14 protein-coding genes and 1 pseudogene are annotated in these 13,464 nt (G+C 70.2%); 7 read left to right on the top strand and 8 right to left on the bottom strand.

The features are described from left to right. Window positions 1-106 precede the first annotated feature (106 nt). Together ACK4I0_RS06525 and ACK4I0_RS06520 are read left to right on the top strand one after the other, a co-directional pair. Window positions 107-571, top strand: coding sequence for an Rrf2 family transcriptional regulator (locus ACK4I0_RS06525; RefSeq protein ID WP_409609178.1), 465 nt, complete (start codon window positions 107-109; stop codon window positions 569-571). Then, the gene (locus ACK4I0_RS06520) at window positions 568-1,380 is read left to right on the top strand and encodes an SDR family NAD(P)-dependent oxidoreductase (RefSeq protein ID WP_409609176.1); all 813 of its coding nucleotides are present in this window, start codon (window positions 568-570) and stop codon (window positions 1,378-1,380) included. Before ACK4I0_RS06525 ends, ACK4I0_RS06520 begins: the two co-directional genes overlap by 4 nt. Here the strand turns inward: ACK4I0_RS06520 and ACK4I0_RS06515 are convergent. Genes ACK4I0_RS06515 through fsa form a run of 4 tightly spaced genes read right to left on the bottom strand, consistent with a single transcriptional unit; the run spans window position 1,377 to window position 4,654 of the window. Next, window positions 1,377-2,327 carry a retroviral-like aspartic protease family protein gene (locus tag ACK4I0_RS06515; RefSeq protein WP_409609174.1) on the bottom strand — a complete coding sequence of 317 codons (951 nt, stop codon included), beginning with the start codon at window positions 2,325-2,327 and terminating at the stop codon, window positions 1,377-1,379. The genes ACK4I0_RS06520 and ACK4I0_RS06515 overlap by 4 nt on opposite strands. Window positions 2,328-2,357: 30 nt before the next feature. Beyond that, window positions 2,358-3,272 carry a tyrosine recombinase XerC gene (locus ACK4I0_RS06510; protein ID WP_409609172.1) on the bottom strand — a complete coding sequence of 305 codons (915 nt, stop codon included), beginning with the start codon at window positions 3,270-3,272 and terminating at the stop codon, window positions 2,358-2,360. A 4-nt stretch (window positions 3,273-3,276) separates the two neighbouring features. Continuing rightward, window positions 3,277-3,978, bottom strand: coding sequence for a DUF484 family protein (locus tag ACK4I0_RS06505; RefSeq protein ID WP_409609170.1), 702 nt, complete (start codon window positions 3,976-3,978; stop codon window positions 3,277-3,279). Between the two features lie 22 nt (window positions 3,979-4,000). Then, entirely contained in the window at window positions 4,001-4,654 is a 654-nt protein-coding gene (gene fsa / locus ACK4I0_RS06500; protein ID WP_409609245.1) for a fructose-6-phosphate aldolase, read from the bottom strand. Window positions 4,655-4,675: 21 nt separating this feature from the next. Between fsa and ACK4I0_RS06495 the strand changes: the two are divergent. Beyond that, window positions 4,676-6,847: pseudogene (locus ACK4I0_RS06495) on the top strand (primosomal protein N'); the annotation flags it as partial. Between the two features lie 8 nt (window positions 6,848-6,855). Here the strand turns inward: ACK4I0_RS06495 and flgH are convergent. The 4 genes from flgH to flgF all read right to left on the bottom strand — a co-directional run bounded on the left by flgH (window position 6,856) and on the right by flgF (window position 10,005). Then, the gene (gene flgH, locus ACK4I0_RS06490; protein ID WP_409609168.1) at window positions 6,856-7,602 is read right to left on the bottom strand and encodes a flagellar basal body L-ring protein FlgH; all 747 of its coding nucleotides are present in this window, start codon (window positions 7,600-7,602) and stop codon (window positions 6,856-6,858) included. A gap of 11 nt (window positions 7,603-7,613) precedes the next feature. Beyond that, window positions 7,614-8,381 carry a flagellar basal body P-ring formation chaperone FlgA gene (gene flgA, locus ACK4I0_RS06485; protein WP_409609166.1) on the bottom strand — a complete coding sequence of 256 codons (768 nt, stop codon included), beginning with the start codon at window positions 8,379-8,381 and terminating at the stop codon, window positions 7,614-7,616. Between the two features lie 3 nt (window positions 8,382-8,384). Next, on the bottom strand, window positions 8,385-9,173 hold the full coding sequence (flgG, locus tag ACK4I0_RS06480) for a flagellar basal-body rod protein FlgG (protein ID WP_135062086.1): 789 nt from the start codon (window positions 9,171-9,173) through the stop codon (window positions 8,385-8,387). Between the two features lie 94 nt (window positions 9,174-9,267). Then, window positions 9,268-10,005: a flagellar basal-body rod protein FlgF gene (flgF, locus tag ACK4I0_RS06475; protein ID WP_409609164.1), complete on the bottom strand. Its 738-nt coding sequence runs from the start codon at window positions 10,003-10,005 to the stop codon at window positions 9,268-9,270. Window positions 10,006-10,206: 201 nt separating this feature from the next. On the opposite strand from flgF, the gene ACK4I0_RS06470 reads away from it, so the two are divergent. From ACK4I0_RS06470 to ACK4I0_RS06455, 4 genes are all read left to right on the top strand, one after another. Continuing rightward, window positions 10,207-10,854, top strand: coding sequence for a flagellar basal body-associated FliL family protein (locus ACK4I0_RS06470; protein WP_409609162.1), 648 nt, complete (start codon window positions 10,207-10,209; stop codon window positions 10,852-10,854). After that, complete coding sequence (fliM, locus tag ACK4I0_RS06465) at window positions 10,851-11,894, top strand: flagellar motor switch protein FliM (protein WP_409609160.1); 1,044 nt, start codon at window positions 10,851-10,853, stop codon at window positions 11,892-11,894. Before ACK4I0_RS06470 ends, fliM begins: the two co-directional genes overlap by 4 nt. Window positions 11,895-11,897: 3 nt before the next feature. Beyond that, window positions 11,898-12,449: a DUF6468 domain-containing protein gene (locus tag ACK4I0_RS06460; RefSeq protein ID WP_409609158.1), complete on the top strand. Its 552-nt coding sequence runs from the start codon at window positions 11,898-11,900 to the stop codon at window positions 12,447-12,449. A gap of 73 nt (window positions 12,450-12,522) precedes the next feature. Next, window positions 12,523-13,461, top strand: a complete 939-nt coding sequence (locus ACK4I0_RS06455) for a MotE family protein (protein WP_409609156.1) — start codon at window positions 12,523-12,525, stop codon at window positions 13,459-13,461. Window positions 13,462-13,464 lie beyond the last annotated feature (3 nt).

The following is a 13,464-nucleotide window of genomic DNA, read 5'->3' as shown; positions in this document are numbered from 1 at the left end:
AGCAGCGGGGCGCATACGCCCATTCCACGCGCGGTTCAATCGCGCCGACCCTGGAATCGTTCCGTGGTTTGTGAAACCGCCGTGTCGTGCCTATTTTCGACGTATCATGTCGGACAGCCAGCGCTTCCCCGTCGCCGCTCACGCCTTGGCCTATATGGCCCACAAGGGCGCGTACGGCCCTGCCCAGGCGGCGCCCAGCGCGCTTCTGGCGGCTTCGGTGCCCACCAATCCCGTGGTCGTGCGTCGCGTCACCGCCCTGTTGGCCAAGGCCGGCCTGATCGCGTCACGTCCCGGCGCGTCCGGCGGCTCCTGGCTGCTGCGTCGGCCCGAGAACATCCGGCTGGATGAGGTTCTGCGCGCGGTGAACGGCTGCGCCCATCTCGGCTCGCCGCCCGCCGGCGCGCGCGGCTGCCCGGTCGGCGAACACATTCCGCGTCAGGTGGCCAAGGCCCTGACGGCGGCGGACCTCGCGGCCAACGAGGCCCTGTCGCGCATCACCATCGCCGACCTGCTGGACGAGGCCCCCGCCTCCCTAGCCGCCTTCACCGTTTCGAGCCCCGTCCCGGCGTGAGCCCCAAGCCCGCTCGCCGGACCATCCTGATCACCGGCGCCTCGGCCGGGATCGGCGCTGCTCTCGCGCGGGTCTGCGCCGCCGACGGCTGGGACCTGGTCCTAACCGCACGCCGCGAAGACCGCCTGCTGGCCCTGGCCGACGAGATCATGGCCGCCCATCCGGTTCAGGCCCGCGTCATCGCCGACGACCTGTCCCAGCCCGAAGCCGCGCGCGCCCTGGTCCATGCGATCCAGGATCAGGGCTTGGTCATCGACGGCCTGATCAACAACGCCGGCTTCAGCCGCACCACCGGCTTTCTGGCCACCGACCCGGCCGACCACGCCGCCATGCTGCGCGTCATGCTCAGCGCGCCGGTCGAACTGACGCGCCTGTTGCTGCCCGGCATGGTCCAGCGGGATTTTGGCCGCGTGCTGAACGTAGCCTCCCTGGCCGGACTGATGCCGGCGACTGGCGGGGACACCCTATACGGCCCGATCAAGAGCTTCCTGATCAAGGCCAGCCAGGGCCTTTATCTGGAGACGCGCGGCACGGGTGTGAACGTCACGGTCCTGAACCCCGGCTACACCCTGACCGAGTTCCACGACGTCAACGGTTCGCGCGAGCAGGTGTCCTCGGCCTATCCCGCCTGGATGTGGATGGAGGCCGATCGCGTCGCACGCATCGGCTGGGCGGCCTGCGAGGCCGGCAAGGCCTCCGTCACGCCCGGCCTCGCCAACCGCGTCCTGTCCGGCCTGGCCCGTCACTTGCCAGAAGGCCTGGCGCTGAAAATGGTCGGCGGCCACGCTCAGCGGCTGGAGCGGATTTAGCGGAGCGCCAGCGCCAGACGCCCCCGGCCGTAGTCCAGCGTCACCCTGCGAAACCGGTAGAGGATGTCGGCGCCTAGCAGCAGGGCGGGCCCGGCGTTCAGATCGAGAATGTCGAAAGCGTGCAGGTCGCCGAACAGCAGAGGCGCGCCTTCCAGGGTCTGCCGCGCCAGACGCACGGCGCGCGGTGAGCCGGGCCGCACCACCAGACTCTGACCGGTCACGCCATGCAGCCGGACGGTTGTCGCTGTGTCTCTAGAAGACCGACCCAGCGCCGTCTCCAGTTGACTGTTGCCGATCGAATACTGCGCTCCCGTGTCGATGAAGGCGCGCACTGGCGTGTCATCCACCAGGCCATCCGTCAGGATCAGCTGACCGAAACGACCCTTTCGCGCTCGCCCGGCGTCCGGTCGATTGAGGCGTGTCGGCGTGGCGAATCCCTCGTACCCCCTGAAGCCTGAGCCGTCCGAGGGGGTCAGCGCCATGCGGCGGTCGGCCAGCTCCAGCTCAAGGCGAAAGTGAGAGAGGACATCCAGCCCCAAAAGGCCGTCCGCCGCCAACGCCGCGCGCGGAATAATCGGCAGGTGCAGATCACGGAAGGTGCGCCCGCCTATAGCCAACCGGTCGAGCCGCGCTGTGGGCGTACGGGCGGCCGACGTAACGCCGTGAACCGTCACTTCGGGGCCCTCGTCGAGCTCAAGAGCGTCGGCGACATCCTGGGCCAGGACGCTGCGCTCGGCGCCTGTGTCGATGACGAAGGTTCTCCGCTTCCGGCCGTTCAGAACGACCGCCGCGCCGATGCGTGTGGTCAGGTTGGTGAAGAGCGGCAGGCGTTCGTAAAGCGAGAGCAGCGGGTCAGGCTCGGCATCCTGGCCGACCGACGGCCGCGCGAAACCGAGAGCCGCCAGTCCGGCCAGCACGGCGCGACGATGAGACGACCCCGGCTCCATGGCCGAACTCCGACCCGTTTCATCATCAGTTTACGCCCTGGGATGGGCGGTTGCATAGGCCGCCAGCAGATGCTCGGCGTCCACAGCCGCATACTTCTGGGTGGTGGACAGGCTGGCGTGGCCCAGCAGCTCCTGGATCGAGCGCAGATCGACTCCGGTGCCCAAAAGATGCGTCGCGAAACTGTGGCGTAGAGCGTGGGGCGTGGCGCGTTCCGACAGGCCCAACCGACCGCGCAGCCTCTGCATCGCGGCCTGGACATGACGCGGGCTCAAGGGGCCGCCGCGACGGGCGCGGAACAGCGGCTCTTCCGGCCCGACGGTGAACGGCAGCAGGGCGACATAGTCGTCGACCGCCTGAACCACCGCCGGCAGCACCGGGACCAGCCGCGTCTTGGACCCCTTGCCGAGGATGCGCAGGGTCTCGCCCAGCGGAACCTGGCCGCGCGTCAGCGACAGCCCCTCCGATATGCGCAGGCCGCAGCCGTAGAGCAGCGTCAGCACCGCCCGGTCGCGCGCGGCTTCCCAGGGCTCGATGTCCGGATCGGCGTCGCTTTCGCCCAGCAGGCCGCGGGCCTGGTCTTCGCTGAGCGGACGCGGCAGGCCGGGCTTGACGCGCGGGCCGCGCACCAGCCCCATCTGCGGCGTGGCCACGCCCATCCGGCGATCGATGAAGGCGTGAAAGCCCCGTACGGCCGACAGGGTCTGCGACAGCGATCGCGCGTTCAGCGGGTTTTCGCCCGAGCGGCGCACCGCCAGATGCGCGCGCACCTCGGCGGCGGTGACCGTGCCGAGCGCGGCCATCGACTGCAGCTCGCCCCGATGGGCCTGCAGAAAGGCCAGCCAGGTTCGGCCGATGTGTCCGTAAGCCTCCAGCGTGCGGGGCGACAGGCGGCGTTCGTGGGCCAGATGCTCGAGCCAGGCGAAGAGGGCCTCGTCGGCCGTCATGACGTCACGCGCCGGGCGCGGGCCAGCGCTCGATCATCCGCTCGACCACGCGGGCGATGAAGGCGGCCAGTTCGCAGCCCATGTCGGGGGTGAAGCCCTCGGGCTCGGGCGACCCGAAGGCGCAGATGGCCGGGCGGGGCATGTCCTCGCCCGGCAGATGCGGGTTCATACGCACCAGGGCGACGGACCGCACCTCGTCCTCCAGCGCGCCGAACAGGTTCAGGCCAGGGAAGACCGGCCCCAGCCAGGCCAGGCCGTCGTCGCCGAGCAGGGAATCGACGCCGCCCGCCTCCAGCAGACGCCAGCCGAACGGCGCGGCGCCCGGCTTTTCGATGGCGATCGCCGCCGAGGTCAGGCCGAACCGGCCCTGAACCGAGGCGTCCAGACGCCGGGCCAGGTCTGAGTGATTTCGCGCCTCCATCAGATCCAGGATGGCGACGTGGGTCTGGGTCTGGGCGGCGAAGTTGGCGCGGGCGACCGCCTCGATCTGCTTGCGGGCGCCGGCCTCGCGCTCGACCACGGCCTCCAGCCGCGTCAGGGCGGCGCGCCCGAAGTCCACGACATTGGGGCCGGTGGTCTTGAGGCCCAGCTCCTCCAGCAGCGCCCGGTCCTCGACCAGATGCGCCGGATCGGCCTGAAGCCAGGCGCGCACCTGGGGCCAGTGCAGCTCGGATGCGGGCTCGAAGAGGTCCGGAGACGGTTTCAACAGGACCTCTTGAGGGCTCGCGCTACAGGATCGACTGACCGGTCTTGCCCCAGTCCGCCAGGAAGGCATCAAGACCCTTGTCGGTTAACGGGTGCTTGACCAGGGCCTTGAAGGTGTCGGCCGGCAGGGTCGCGGCGTCGGCGCCGGCCAGGGCCGCGGCCGAGACGTGGCCGGGGTTTCGCAGGGACGCGGCCAGGACTTTGGTCTCGAAACCGTGGATGTCATAGAGGGTGCGAATTTCCTCCAGCAGGCCGATGCCGTCGGCGCCGTGGTCTTCCAGCCGACCCACGAAGGGCGAGATGAAGGTGGCGCCGGCTTTGGCCGCCATGAGGGCCTGGGCGGCCGAGAAGCACAGGGTGACGTTGGTCTTGATCCCCTTGTCCGAAAACGTCCGTGCGGCGCGCAGTCCGTCCCACGTCAGGGGCAGCTTGACCACGACGTTGGGGGCGATGCCCGCCAGCGTGTCGCCTTCCTTGACCATGGTCTCATAGTCGGTCGCCACAGCCTCGGCCGAGATCGGCCCCTCGACCAGGGCGCAGATTTCAGCGATGACCTCGGCGATGTTGCGACCGGATTTGGCGATCAGCGAAGGATTGGTGGTCACGCCGTCCACCATTCCGGTGGGGAGCATGTCCTTGATGACGGCGACGTCGGCGGTGTCGAGAAAGAGTTTCATGGTCGCGGTCATACCCGAGCGGCTGACGCGGTGAAAGTCGCCTCTGTCCTCATCCCCCTGCCGGTGCCGGAGGCCTTTGACTACGAGGTCGCCGATACCCTGGACCTCGCGCGCGGCGATCAGGTGGCCGTGCCGCTGGGTCCGCGCCTGATCCGGGGCGTGGTGTCCGAGGTGCGCGAGACCACAGGGTCCAACCGGCGGCTCAAGGCGGTCGATCACCGCCTGGACGATCCCGCCCTGCCCGAGCGCGTCGTCGACTTCGTCGAATGGGCGGCGCGCTGGACCCTGTCGCCCCCCGGCGAAATGGCGGCGGCCGCCTTGAAAGGCTTGCGCGCCCCCCGACCCCGGCCCGAGCGGCGGGTGCGCCGGGCCGGCGACCGAACACCCGCGCGCGCCACCCCGGCCCGTACGGCGGTGCTGGAGGCTTTGGGCCCGCGCGCCCTGCCCGGCGCCGAACTGGCCCGGCTGGCGGGCGTATCGTCGGGCGTCATCAAAGGCCTGATCGACGAGGGCGTGCTGGAAACCATCGAGATCGAGGCCGTCGCCGCCTTCGACGCGCCCAATCCCGATCATGCCCCGTCGGACCTGAACCCGGATCAGGCGGCGGCGGCCCAGGCCATTGGCGCGGCGGCGGCCAAGGGCGGCTTCGCCCCCTTCCTGCTGGACGGGGTGACGGGGTCGGGCAAGACCGAGGCCTATCTGGAGGCGGCGGCCCAGGCGCTGCGGGCCGATCCGACGGCCCAGATCCTGATCCTTTTGCCCGAGATCGCCCTGACCCAGGCCCTGATCGCGCGCATCACCGCCCGCTTCGGCGCGGCCCCGGCCGAATGGCATTCGGGTGTCGCCCCGCCGCGCCGCCGTCAGGTGTGGGAGGCGGTCCGGGCCGGGCGCTGCAACATCGTGGTCGGGGCCCGCTCGGCCCTGTTCCTGCCGTTCGGCAATCTGCGCCTGCTGGTGGTCGACGAAGAGCACGACGGCTCGTTCAAGCAGGAGGACGGGCTGGTCTATCACGGCCGCGACCTGGCCGTGGCGCGCGCGCGCATCGAGGGTTCGGCGGTGGTGCTGGCCTCGGCCACACCGTCGCTTGAAACGCTGTGGAACGCACGTCAGGGCCGCTACGGCTGGCTGCGGCTGCGGGCGCGCCACGGGGCGGCGGTCCTGCCCCGCATCGACTTGCTGGACCTGCGCGAAAGCCCGCCGGATCCGCAGACCTGGCTGTCCCAGACCCTGCGCGAAGCCATCGGCGAGACGCTGCTGAAGGGTGAGCAGACCCTGCTGTTTCTGAACCGGCGCGGCTATGCGCCGGTCGTGCTGTGCCGCGCCTGCGGCCATCGGCTGACGGCGCCGGACACCGACAGCTGGCTGGTCGAGCATCGCTACACCGGGCGGCTGGTGTGCCACCTGACCGGCTTCACCATGGCGCGGCCCAAACACTGTCCCTCATGCGGCGCCGAGGACAGTCTCGTCTCAGTCGGACCCGGCGTGGAGCGGGTCGAGGAAGAGGTGCGTCAGCTGTTCCCGCAGGCGCGCACGGCCGTCTTCTCGTCCGACACCGTGCCAGACGCCAAGGCCGCGCGCGCCTTGATCCAGGCCATGGCCGACGGCGAGATCGACATTCTGGTGGCCACCCAGGCGGCGGCCAAGGGACACAACTTCCCGCGCCTGACGTTAGTCGGGGTGGTGGACGCCGACCTGGGCCTGCGCGGCGGCGACCTTAGAGCGGCCGAGCGCACCTATCAGTTGCTGGCCCAGGCGACAGGCCGGGCGGGTCGCGCCGACCGGCCCGGCCGCGCCCTGCTGCAGACCTGGACGCCCGATCACCCGGTGCTGCAGGCCCTGGCCGCCGGCGATCGGGAAGCCTTCATCGAGGCCGAGATGGCCGAGCGCGAAGCCGCGCAGCTGCCGCCCTACGGCCGGCTGGCGGGGCTGATCCTGTCGAGCGAGAACGCCGCCGCGGTCGAGAAGACGGCCAACGACCTGGCCCAGTCCATTCCCAATGCCGAGCGGCTGGAGGTCTATGGCCCGGCCGACGCGCCCCTGGCCCTGGTGCGCGGGCGGCGGCGCAAGCGGCTGCTGGTGCGCGCGGACCGCGACGTGGACCTGCAGTCCTTCCTGCGCGCCTGGCTGATGCGCGTGAAGATCCCTGCCAGCGTGCGACTGACCGTCGACGTCGATCCCTACTCGTTCCTCTGAGCCAAGCCTCAGAACGGGCTGAAGCGTTCGGCCAGGGCCTGGGCGGCGGGGGGTGCCTGGACGCGGGTTATGTCGCCGCGGCCGCCGTAGCTGATGCGGGCTTCGGCGATCTGGGTGTGGTTGATGGTGTTGGCCGAGGAGATGTCCTCGGGCCGAACGATGCCGGCGACGGTCAGTTCGCGCACTTCGCGGTTGGTTCGGACCTCTTGGCGGCCCTGGATCACCAGATTGCCGTTGCCCAGCACGTCGGTGACGACCGCCGCGATGGTCAGATTGACCTTTTCGGCGCGATTGACGCTGCCCGAGCCGTTCGAGGCGCTCTGGCCCTCCAGGTCGATCAGGCTGGAGGCGTCGAAGCCGCCGGGGAAGGCGCGGCCCAGGCTGCTTTCCAGGCCCAGCAGATTGTTGATCCCGCCCGAGATGTTGTTCGAGCGCGTGCGCTGGGTGGCGTTCTGGGTCTGGGCGCGGTCGTCGATGTTGATGTTGATGGTCAGGATGTCGCCCACGCGGCGGGCGCGCTGATCGCCGAAGAAGGTGCGGGCGCCGGTGCGCCACAGGCTGTTGGCGCTGGCCGGGCGCGCGTCCGGACCATGAACGCCGGGGGTCGGCAGATATTGCTGACTGACCGGCACCAGGGCGGCCGGATAGCCGATCGGCGCCAGTTCGGGGCCGCGCACGGCCTCCATGGCGGTCGAACAGGCCTGAAGCGACAGGGCCGAGAGGGCGGCGGCGGCGATGAAGACGAACTTGCGCATGACGAGGGCTCTCAGCGGGCGGCGAACTGTTGCGGGGCGGAGCGGGCGTATTGGGCGGCGGGGCCGGCGACGGCGCGGCCGGGACCGGTGGCGACGGCGTCGATCATCCGGCCGGAGGTGGCGTTGACGATCGGTACGGCCTCGCCGACCGAGGCGTTGCGAGACGCCCGACCCGAGACCGTCAGCTTCACGCCACCGACCTCGTAGGAGACCTGGACCATGTCGTTGCGGGCGATGACCTGGGGCGAGGCCAGGTCGCGGGCCGAGACCGGCTGGCCGGCGCGCAGCGCGCGGCGGGCGGACAGGCCGATCACCTGCTCGGCGTCCTGCGGTCCGCCGCCAGCCGCCATATGGGACTGGACGCTGGACCAGACCACGTCGGCGGGCTGGATGACGTCGCCGGCGGCCAGGCTGCGGGCGTAGGTCAGGACCTCGACGGTGCGACCCGGTCCGGCGGTCGCCGCGACCGGGCGGGCGGAGGCGTCCGCGGCCGGGGCCGAACCACCTTCGCGCACCACGATGCGGCGCAGGCCGTTGGGGTTGGACCACTCGAGCCCGGCCTGGCGCGCGGCGGCCTGGACCTGACCGGCCTCAAGCACGGCGGTGGCGCCGGCGCGACGGCCGATGACCACGCCCGACGCCGAGCCGGCGCCCTCGAACAGCTCGCCCAGGGTGATGCGGCCGTCGTCGTCGACGATGTCGGCGCGCAGCGTGACCGGACCCGCCAGCGCAGGACCGGCGATGAGGGCGAAAGCGATAACCGAGGCGACCAGTTTCATGGCTCAGCTCTTCACTTGGGCGGCGACGGCCAGCATGTCGTCGGCGGTGGTGATGACCTTGGAGTTCATCTCGTAGGCGCGCTGGGCCACGATCAGGGCGCTGATCTCGGCCACGGCGTCGACGTTGGAGGACTCGGTGTAGCCCTGCAGCAGCTGGCCGAAACCGACCTCGCCCGGGGCGCCGACGGTGGCCGGACCCGAGGCCGAGGTCTCGAGCAGCAGGTTGTCGCCGATAGCTTCCAGACCCGCTTCGTTGAAGAAGGTCGCCAGCTCCAGCTGGCCCACCACCTGCGGCTCGGCCTGGCCCTGCAGGATCGCCTGCACCTGGCCGGACTTGGAGATGGAGACGTCCACCGCGCCCTGGGGAATGTTGATCGCCGGCTCGACCGCATAGCCGTCGTCGGTGACCAGCTGGCCTTCGCCGTTGATCGCGAAGTTGCCGGCGCGGGTGTAGGCCTGTTCGCCCGAGGGCAGGGTGATCTGGAAATAGCCCTTGCCGTCGATGGCCAGGTCGTAGGTGTTGCCGGTGCGGTTGGGCGTGCCCTGTTCGGTGATGCGGTAGACGCTGCCGGCCTTCACGCCCGCGCCGATCTGGATTCCGGTGGGAACCACGGTGCCCTGGCTGGACGACTGCGCGCCCATTCGCTCGACGTTCTGATACAGCAGGTCCTGGAATTCGGCGCGCTGACGCTTGAAGCCCACCGTGTTCATGTTGGCGATGTTGTTCGAGATGACCTCGACGTTCAGGGCCTGGGCGGCCATGCCGGAGGCGGCGGTTCGCAGCGCTCTCATTTTTGTCCACTCCGTGATCGCTACGCTCGGTCCGCGGGACCTCGCTGCTTGAGCGATAGGTTTGTTTCTGGTCGGGTCAGCGACCGGGTTTGCGTCAGACCTTGCCGAGGCGCTCGACGGCGCGCTTGGACAGGTCGGTGGTCTGTTCGATCATCCGGCTGATCCGTTCGTAGGACCGGCTGATCTCGATGAGGTTGGTGATCTCGAGGATCGAGTTGACGTTGGAGCCTTCCAGCATGCCCTGGCGCACCTGGGCGTCGGTCGCGTCCATCGGGGCCGCGTTGGAGGCGTTGCGGTAAAGGCCGTCGCCGCCCTTCTCGAGCACGCCCAGAGCGGCGAAGCGGACCACCGACAGACGGCCGACAGGCTGGCCGTTCTGGCTGATGGTTCCATCAGCGGCGACCGCCGGGGCGCCCAGCGCCGGGTCCAGCACGATCTCGCCGCCGTCGCCCTGGACCAGGGCGCCGGCCTGGGTCATCAGCCGGCCCTCGGCGTCGGTGGTGAAGGCCCCGTCGCGGGTGTAGGCGTCGCGGCCCTGGCCGTCCTTCAGGGCGAAGAAGACGCCCTCGCCCTCAATGGCGAAGTCCAGGCTGCGGCTGGTCTGCTTCAGCGCGCCCTGGCCGAAGTCGCGGCCGACGCCGTGGTCCATGACGAAGCTGACGCCGGGCCGCACAAAGGCGTTGCGGGCGCGGTCGCCGACCTCTTCACCCACCAGCAGCTGCTCGACCTTGAAGCCGGTCGTGTCGGCGTTGGCGATGTTGTTGGCCACGATGTCGAGCTCGCGGCGCAGCGTCATCTGGCGGGACAATCCGATATAGGCGGCGTTTTCCACGGCGGGCTCCTTTCGCAGAAGTCCGTCGCAACGGTCGTGCCAACAGGGTGAATCCAGGCGGGGCGGGCGTTTTGCCGGGATCGCCCTCGTCGGCGCCCGGCAGGATTTGCCGGTTCTAAACGGCTCGTTAACCAAACCCGGCGCAATTCGACCCCCAGCATCCAGAGACGGGTGTCTGCGAGGATCGACCGGGGCGTCGCCATGCTGAAGCTGGGCAAGAAGAAGAAGAAGGGCGCGCCCGAAGAGGCCGCCGCCGAAGCCGCGCCCGCCCCCGAAGGCGAAGCCGGGGCCGAGGGCGAGGGCGAGGCGCCCAAGAAGAAGAAACTGCCCCTGCTGTTCATCATCATTCCCGCCGCGCTCGTCGTGCTGGGCGGGGGCGGAGGCGCGGCATTCTTCCTGCTGAAGCCCAAGCCGGCCGAAGCGGCGCAGGGCGAGGACGGCCACGCCGCCGCGCCCAAGAAGGCTGAAAAGGGCGGCGGCCACGGCGGCGGCAAGGAAGGCGAGGCCGACCCGGCGCTGGGCAAGATCAGCGCGGGCCCCGATGGGGTCACCTTCTACACCCTGCCCGACATGGTCGTGAACATTCAGTCGCCGGACGGACGGCCGACCTTCCTGAAGCTGAAGCTGACCCTCGAGACCAAGGACGCCGCCCTGGCCTCGCACCTGCAAAGCGAGATGCCGCGCATGCAGGACATGTTCCAGGGCTTCCTGCGCGAACTGCGGCCCGAGGATCTGGCCGGCTCGGCCGGGACCTATCAGCTGCGCGCCGAGATCCTGCGCCGGGTCAATCTGATCGCCGCGCCGGGCAAGGTCGACGCCGTGCTGATCGAAGAGATGCTGGTGCAATGACCGACACCATGGCCGATCCCTTCGGCGCGGACGAAGCGGATCGCCCCGCCGTCTCCGAACGGGTTCTGAACCAGGACGAGATCGACAGCCTGCTGGGCTTCGACCTGGGCGACGACGACGGCTCCGAGCGATCGGGCATCCGCGCCATCATCAACTCGGCCCTGGTCAGCTACGAGCGGCTGCCGATGCTCGAGATCGTCTTCGATCGCCTGGTGCGGCTGATGACGACATCCCTGCGGAACTTCACGTCGGACAACGTCGAGGTGTCGCTGGACAACATCTCGTCGATCCGGTTCGGCGACTATCTGAACTCCATCCCGCTGCCGGCCATACTGGCGGTGTTCCGGGCCGAGGAGCTGGACAACTACGGCCTGCTGACGGTCGATTCCAACCTGATCTATTCGATTGTGGACGTCCTGCTGGGCGGCCGCCGAGGGACAGCGGCGCTGCGCATCGAGGGCCGGCCCTACACCACCATCGAGCGGGTTCTGGTGCAGCGGATGGTCGAGGTCATCCTGGCCGACGCCCAGGCGGCGTTCGAGCCGCTGACGCCGGTGCATTTCAATCTGGACCGGCTGGAGACCAATCCTCGTTTCGCCGCCATCGCGCGCCCGGCCAACGCCGCTATCCTGGTCAAGCTGCGCATCGACATGGAAGACCGCGGCGGCCGGGTCGAGCTGCTGCTGCCGTATGCGACGCTGGAGCCGATCCGCAAGATGCTGCTGCAGCAGTTCATGGGCGAGAAGTTCGGGCGCGACAACATCTGGGAAGGCCACCTGGCCACCGAGCTCTGGACCACCGGCACCGAGGTGCGGGCCGTGCTGGACGAGCAGCAGGTGCCGCTGTCGCGGGTGCTGGATCTGAAGGTCGGCGACACCCTGATGCTGAACGCCACGCCCGACAGCGACATTTCGGTGCGCGCGGGCTCGATCCCCCTGACCACCGGGAAGATGGGCCGCAAGGGCCAGCACATCGCCGTCCGCGTCGAGGGGCCTATCAGCGTCGACGCCGCATCCGCCCTGTCGCGAAGAGGAGCTTGAACCATGGCCGGACTGGTGATGGACGCCGTTCTGATGCTGCTGCTGGTCGCCGCCCTGGGCTACGGGGTGCGGCTGGAGAAGCGGCTGCGGGCTCTGCGCGAAGGCCAACTGGCCTTTGCCGGCGCCGTGACCGAGCTGAACCAGGCCGCCTCGCGTGCCGAAGCCGCCCTGTCGGCCCTGCGCGGCTCGGGCCAGGAGACCGATCTTCTGCACGACCGCATCGTCAAGGCGCGCGAGGTCAAGCAACAGCTCGAAACCCTGATCGCGCGCGCGCCGACGGCGCCGGTCGTCTCCCGCGCCCCTGTCGAGATCGAGCCAACGGCCGAACCCGCGCCGCGCCCCCGCGAACCGCGCGGCGAGCCTGTGCTGAGCGGGTCGCGCGACCGCGACCGCTCCCTATTCGCCGACCGCGCGCCCGAGCGGCCGCGTCTGCTGAACGAGGAGCAGGTCGAGCGTTTCACCCCCGTATTGCAGGCCCTGGCCGCTAACCAGGCTGCGAAACAAAGCCTCAACCGCGCCCGCCGTAGCCTGGACGAAGACCTGTTCGCGGCATGATGCAGCCCTATGTCCGTCGCGCGGCGACGGACGACTTGAGGGCAGGTCAGCCTGATTTGAGAGTGAGCCGACGATGAGCCGACTGCCCCGCATCCTGCCCCTGATCGCCGTCGCCATCGGCGGGGTGGTGGTGCTGCGCGCCGCCGGCGCTGCGCCAGAGCTGTTCCAAGGCGCGCGCGCCTGGGCCGAAGAAGCAGTGCAGCCCGCAGGCGAAGGCGCCGCCGCCGCGCCCGCCAAGCCGGCCCCCGCAGTCTGCGCCCTGAGCCCCGAACAGCTGGCCCAGCAGGCCGGCCTGTCGCCCGCCGAGCTGCGCGTTCTGCAATCGTTGTCCAAGCGTCGCGAGGACTTGGACGCGCGCGACGCCGACTTCGCGACCATGCTGCCCTTGATGGCCTCGGCCGAGCAGAAGCTGGACGCCAAGCTCCAGGCCATGGAGGCGCTGAAGGCCGAGATGCAAGGCCTGCTGGGCCAGGTCGACGAGCGCGAAAAGGCCGAGATCGACCGCCTGGTCCAGGTCTATTCAGCCATGCGCCCGCGAGAAGCGGCGGCGGTCTTCAATACACTGAACGACTCCGTGCGCCTGCCGGTCGCCGCCGCCATGCGCCCCCGGTCGCTGGCGGCCGTCATGGCCCAGATGCCGCCCGCAGCCGCCCGCGAACTGACCGAGAAACTGGCGCGGCGCTACGAGGCCCAGCAACTGGCCGCCCGCACGGCCACGGCCAGCGCGCCCTTGACCGCCGCCGAGCCCGGCTCGGTCGCGACCGGGGCGCCCGCAGCCGCACCCGCGCCGACGCCCGCCGCTGCACCTCCCGTCGCCCGACCGGCGGCTCAGCCGGCTGCCCAGCCAGCCGCGCGCGCCCGGCCGCCGGCGCAACGCGCGGCCAACAGAACGACGGAAAGCCGCCCGCCCGCCGCCGCCCCCGCTCCCGAACCCGCCGGCCCGCAGCCCTATCGCGCCGCGCCGGCCGCCGAAGCCCCCGCCGCTGCTCCCGGCCGCCAGCAGGTGCAGTAGCGC

This window comes from Brevundimonas sp. (assembly GCF_046295775.1).
Classification (GTDB): domain Bacteria; phylum Pseudomonadota; class Alphaproteobacteria; order Caulobacterales; family Caulobacteraceae; genus Brevundimonas.
The sequence above is the reverse complement of the archived record's forward strand: the minus strand, read 5'-3'. Positions and strand labels throughout refer to the sequence as shown.

Coding starts and splice junctions, on each gene's coding strand:
- ACK4I0_RS06525 (WP_409609178.1), top strand. CDS start 107: ATGTCGGACAGCCAGCGCTTCCCCGTCGCCGCTCACGCCTTGGCCTAT.
- ACK4I0_RS06515 (WP_409609174.1), bottom strand. CDS start 2,327: ATGGAGCCGGGGTCGTCTCATCGTCGCGCCGTGCTGGCCGGACTGGCG.
- ACK4I0_RS06510 (WP_409609172.1), bottom strand. CDS start 3,272: ATGACGGCCGACGAGGCCCTCTTCGCCTGGCTCGAGCATCTGGCCCAC.
- fsa (WP_409609245.1), bottom strand. CDS start 4,654: ATGAAACTCTTTCTCGACACCGCCGACGTCGCCGTCATCAAGGACATG.
- flgH (WP_409609168.1), bottom strand. CDS start 7,602: ATGCGCAAGTTCGTCTTCATCGCCGCCGCCGCCCTCTCGGCCCTGTCG.
- flgA (WP_409609166.1), bottom strand. CDS start 8,381: ATGAAACTGGTCGCCTCGGTTATCGCTTTCGCCCTCATCGCCGGTCCT.
- flgG (WP_135062086.1), bottom strand. CDS start 9,173: ATGAGAGCGCTGCGAACCGCCGCCTCCGGCATGGCCGCCCAGGCCCTG.
- ACK4I0_RS06470 (WP_409609162.1), top strand. CDS start 10,207: ATGCTGAAGCTGGGCAAGAAGAAGAAGAAGGGCGCGCCCGAAGAGGCC.
- fliM (WP_409609160.1), top strand. CDS start 10,851: ATGACCGACACCATGGCCGATCCCTTCGGCGCGGACGAAGCGGATCGC.
- ACK4I0_RS06460 (WP_409609158.1), top strand. CDS start 11,898: ATGGCCGGACTGGTGATGGACGCCGTTCTGATGCTGCTGCTGGTCGCC.
- ACK4I0_RS06455 (WP_409609156.1), top strand. CDS start 12,523: ATGAGCCGACTGCCCCGCATCCTGCCCCTGATCGCCGTCGCCATCGGC.